The 3,700-nt window shown below is 43.6% G+C and carries 6 protein-coding genes and 3 pseudogenes; 1 reads left to right on the forward strand and 8 read right to left on the reverse strand.

Annotated features, from left to right (window positions below; all coding sequences use genetic code 11):
- The 8 genes and pseudogenes from LZ24_RS17895 to LZ24_RS17735 form a co-directional block, all read right to left on the reverse strand.
- A pseudogene (locus LZ24_RS17895) lies at window positions 1-242 on the reverse strand (hypothetical protein); the annotation flags it as partial.
- Window positions 243-301: 59 nt separating this feature from the next.
- Window positions 302-853, reverse strand: a complete 552-nt coding sequence (locus LZ24_RS16870; protein WP_222427698.1) for a DUF523 domain-containing protein — start codon at window positions 851-853, stop codon at window positions 302-304.
- Between the two features lie 19 nt (window positions 854-872).
- Entirely contained in the window at window positions 873-1,679 is an 807-nt protein-coding gene (locus LZ24_RS16875) for a class I SAM-dependent methyltransferase (RefSeq protein ID WP_144686877.1), read from the reverse strand.
- A gap of 98 nt (window positions 1,680-1,777) precedes the next feature.
- A complete protein-coding gene (locus LZ24_RS16880) occupies window positions 1,778-2,107 on the reverse strand; it encodes a hypothetical protein (RefSeq protein WP_144686878.1) in 330 nt (109 codons plus the stop codon).
- Entirely contained in the window at window positions 2,101-2,313 is a 213-nt protein-coding gene (locus LZ24_RS16885) for an addiction module protein (RefSeq protein ID WP_144686879.1), read from the reverse strand. Before LZ24_RS16885 ends, LZ24_RS16880 begins: the two co-directional genes overlap by 7 nt.
- A gap of 189 nt (window positions 2,314-2,502) precedes the next feature.
- Window positions 2,503-2,919, reverse strand: coding sequence for a hypothetical protein (locus LZ24_RS16890; protein ID WP_144686880.1), 417 nt, complete (start codon window positions 2,917-2,919; stop codon window positions 2,503-2,505).
- Window positions 2,916-3,296, reverse strand: a complete 381-nt coding sequence (locus LZ24_RS16895; protein WP_144686881.1) for a HEPN domain-containing protein — start codon at window positions 3,294-3,296, stop codon at window positions 2,916-2,918. The genes LZ24_RS16890 and LZ24_RS16895 overlap by 4 nt, the downstream gene beginning before the upstream one ends.
- A gap of 94 nt (window positions 3,297-3,390) precedes the next feature.
- Window positions 3,391-3,591, reverse strand: a pseudogene (locus LZ24_RS17735) (cell filamentation protein Fic); the annotation flags it as partial.
- 35 nt (window positions 3,592-3,626) lie between these two features.
- On the opposite strand from LZ24_RS17735, the pseudogene LZ24_RS18130 reads away from it, so the two are divergent.
- A pseudogene (locus LZ24_RS18130) lies at window positions 3,627-3,700 on the forward strand (four helix bundle protein); the annotation flags it as partial.

Here is a 3,700-nt window from a genome sequence, read left to right on the forward strand (position 1 = left end):
ACAACAAATAAAAACTTTAATCTCAAAGCCATACATCCAATTTTAGCACTTTGTATAACGTTTGTAGGTGTATAATTTATCGGGAATTTAGGATAGATGTTACATATTCCAAGGCCGGTATCAATCAGCAAGCTTCGCTCAGAGCCAGTTAAAAGATAACAATGCGTTTCTTCCCAGTGGCGATATTCGCTTATGATAAAAGTTTCTTTGTCAATTTGATCTATCGTAAACCAATCATTCATTTGACTTCATCCTCTGACGTTTCTTTCAATAAATTCTTGTTTGACACCTAACGCTGCCATCACGCGCTTGTCGCGTGGATGGCCTTATTAGCATCCGCTATCTCATGTTGACTAAACACTTTAATACCATGCCGACGGAGCAACGCGGCCGTAACACCCATTCCCGTTCCGGGGTTCCGGTTACCTGAAAAGCTACCGTCATAGATGAATGAACTGCCGCAAGAAGGACTAGACTCAGCCAGTATGGCTATTTCAATATTGAACTTCTTGCACAGTTCCAAGACAACCGAGGCACCTGAGATAAAATCATCGGTAACAATGCTTCCGCCTTTTTCAACAACGTCGGCTTCACCGTCTAACACACTGCTTCCGCTACCTTCGAAAATCTCCGCAGGCTTCCTGGGTATACTCATTCCGGCCTCAACTTCTGGGCAAACTGAAACAATCCGGCCTTCAGATATCCACCTCTCTATGATCTGATCATGCACTGGTAGGCTCCCACCATCGTATCGAACACTTTTCCCCAGAAGGCAGGCACTCATTAATACTCTTCTCAAATTACCCCTCCAGTACTGTGATGCTAACGCAGTGGAATCCACGTTCGTGTGCATGGCATTGTTCTGTGCCGGACTACGCCCTCTTGGCGATGACCGCAAATTCGTTTGAATTCCGATCGTACGGGGTCCCGGCAACGTCTGAATAGAACGCCTCAATGGAAAAGCCGCCCTCCACAAACTCCCCCTCCAGTTCTTCAGGATCGAAATATTGCAGCCAGTTGTACACGGTTCTGGTGCGACCCGATTCGACAATCGTGTACTTATCAAGAACAACCTTCTCTTTGTTGTATTTGAAGATATTTAAAAACCCATGGTACTTGTTTGGCGCCCAGAATCCGTTGAGGAGGTTCACTTCGTATTTCGCTGCCTCTTCTCGTTGGTCAAATGCCGCCAGTGAATACACATCAAGAAGGATCGAGCCGCCCGGCTTCAGGACCTTGTGAAAGGTACTCAGAAGACCACTTCTTTGGGCAGGGCTCAGGGCGCAGAAATCGCACATGATCATCAGGACAAGGTCGAACCGGTCTTCTGTCTCAAAATCCAGGTAATTCTGAATCACATAGTTGATATTCAGCTGCTCTCGGATTGCGATCTCCCTTGCGTACGCAATGGACCTTCTCGAAAAATCCAAGCCTGTCACTTGCGCCTGGCGCCTAGCCAATTCCGTTGCGTACAATCCGGGACCACAGCCGAAATCAGCGATTTTGGTGTCCTTGCCGATGTTAAAGCGGGAAACGATCCATTCCACCGATCGATTGATAAACGGTGCGTTTCGCGAAGAAAGGTCGATGGCCTCATTGAGGTGGCACGAGAGCATCTGTGCTGACGTATGCTCATCAGTCCAAAGATCACTCGCGGTGTAATCCAACGCCTCAAACATTATCTCTCCTTATCGGCATTACACAGAACGCTGCTAATTAGCCGCGCGGCTTTTTGCGTCGGCTGCATTAGCCTTGTTATGTTTCATTTTATATAGTTCTATTGTGTTGCCATCACATTTAGGCTTACTTCATGTCTTTGGAGAAAACCAACCTTATCGGCGATAAGCCTCTTGTGAATTTCTGGGTTAATCCAGACACTATCGTCCTCGGCAAACTGGACAAAACTCTTGTATTTTTTTGTAAGAAGAAGTTCAGCTACTCCTCGACTAAATCCATTCTTAATAAGTGTAATAATCCTGCCGTCTGTTGTTCCATATTTAACTAACTTATAGAAGGTTGCATCGATTAATTCTAATTCGTTAAGGATATCTACAAACCTGAATATCACATAGTCAAAGAAGTCTTCCTCTTCTTTGATTCTTAACACATGGCTTCATCATAGTCGATACCGATGGCTTTTCCCTGATCGACAGCATGAACTCTGTCTTCAATTTCCGCTTGCCATGCAGAATCAATATCATCAGAATCCAAAGACCGATTATCTATGAAAAGAAGAAATCTTATAATTTCTAAACGTTCTCTCTTTGACAATCTCATCAGCTCTGTCGTTATATCTTCAATTTTTCGTTGCATTTTCCCATGTCCTTTCTGCTTTTGGATGCAAAAACGTAAACGCCCCCCTCCTATTTGCCCGTGACGCAATCTTATTCGGGAGCTTCTTGCCCTGCAACGGGCTGCATAAGAAATCATGACAGCGAGCAGCCCAAGGTCAAAACGGTATTCTGGTATGGTCGGAGCCCAGTGCCCTTATTTGCCACAGCCTTACTCATCCGCTGGGCAGCTTTTTGCTTCGGCTGCATGGTTCTGAATTTGTCTTTGTGATGTTATTAAATAAGCATGTTTAATGGCTAAACCTGAAAAACTACTGTCTGATATTTCAGCCAATCCATGCTCAACCCGCCTTGCCCGATGTATCGCTTTCAGGGTTTCATCATCCTTATCAAGAATTACAATACGTGATAACATAAGCAATTCCGGGTCTGATAATTCCTTTCGGATTTCTTCAATTATAGTATTAATTGAAGCTTTTTTATTGGCTCTCACCCATTCAGCCGATATTAGTAAGTCCCATCTGCCGGGTGAATCTTCTCTCAAAAACAGTGCAAATAATTCAAACTGCCCTTTCGATTCACTAAGACTTTTTTCAACCTTCTGAAATTTTTCTATTTGTTCTTTCATAATTGTTTTATTAACTCCTTTGCAGAATCCAGCATGTCCTTGGCGTCATCCTCTTTTACGCTTCCAATTGGCTTATAACGAGCTTCTGGATTCCACTGCGCAACAATAGACCATTCTGCAATACATTTTAATATCACGATATTTTCCAAACCTATCAAATGAAGGAGTGCATCAAGATTGTGCGTTTTAAAGGTGCTGAATTTGCCACTTGTAGGATATTCGTCCCAATTCAGGATTCTGCATATTCTTGCTTTCAAGCCAAGTTCAATGGCATACCCACACAAATAGACAGAGCCATCAAAACGTGAAGCCTCAAATAAAACTTCAGCATCTTTTAATCTCGCTTGAACAATTTCATCTATTTCCGTTTTCTTCATATAGGTTTCCAATTACTCGCTGGTTGGTTCATAAACACCAAACTTAGCCAAAGAAGAAGGCTGCGCAGCTTTTCATGCATGCCGGATTCGAAATTCAATCTGTTTCCTTGTCTTTGCCTTCAAACTCCAATTGCTTTATCACCCGGTCGAAGTCACTCTCAAACAGGCGGTCCTGAACGATGCGGTATTTTTCAAATTCACTCTCGGCATGCACTCTGGCCAGCTTGGCTGTTGCGTTACCGGAATCCTGCAGGATCTCACGGTCGTCGAATTCCAGAAACATATCCAGCCGCTTGGCCCAATCTTCCGAAAGCCGATTTTATACACAAAATGACTATTGCTCTGAAAGAAGCAAATGAAACGGACTACTGGACAGATCTGCTACATCAGGCAGAAATTATTAA

Origin of the sequence: Desulfobotulus alkaliphilus (assembly GCF_007830435.1) — a bacterium.
In the GTDB taxonomy this organism is placed as follows: Bacteria; Desulfobacterota; Desulfobacteria; order Desulfobacterales; family ASO4-4; genus Desulfobotulus; species Desulfobotulus alkaliphilus.

Bases quoted from the DNA above. Each gene is read 5' to 3' on its own strand.
- LZ24_RS16870 (WP_222427698.1), bottom strand. From the start codon at position 853: ATGCACACGAACGTGGATTCCACTGCGTTAGCATCACAGTACTGGAGG.
- LZ24_RS16875 (WP_144686877.1), bottom strand. From the start codon at position 1,679: ATGTTTGAGGCGTTGGATTACACCGCGAGTGATCTTTGGACTGATGAG.
- LZ24_RS16885 (WP_144686879.1), bottom strand. From the start codon at position 2,313: ATGCAACGAAAAATTGAAGATATAACGACAGAGCTGATGAGATTGTCA.
- LZ24_RS16890 (WP_144686880.1), bottom strand. From the start codon at position 2,919: ATGAAAGAACAAATAGAAAAATTTCAGAAGGTTGAAAAAAGTCTTAGT.
- LZ24_RS16895 (WP_144686881.1), bottom strand. From the start codon at position 3,296: ATGAAGAAAACGGAAATAGATGAAATTGTTCAAGCGAGATTAAAAGAT.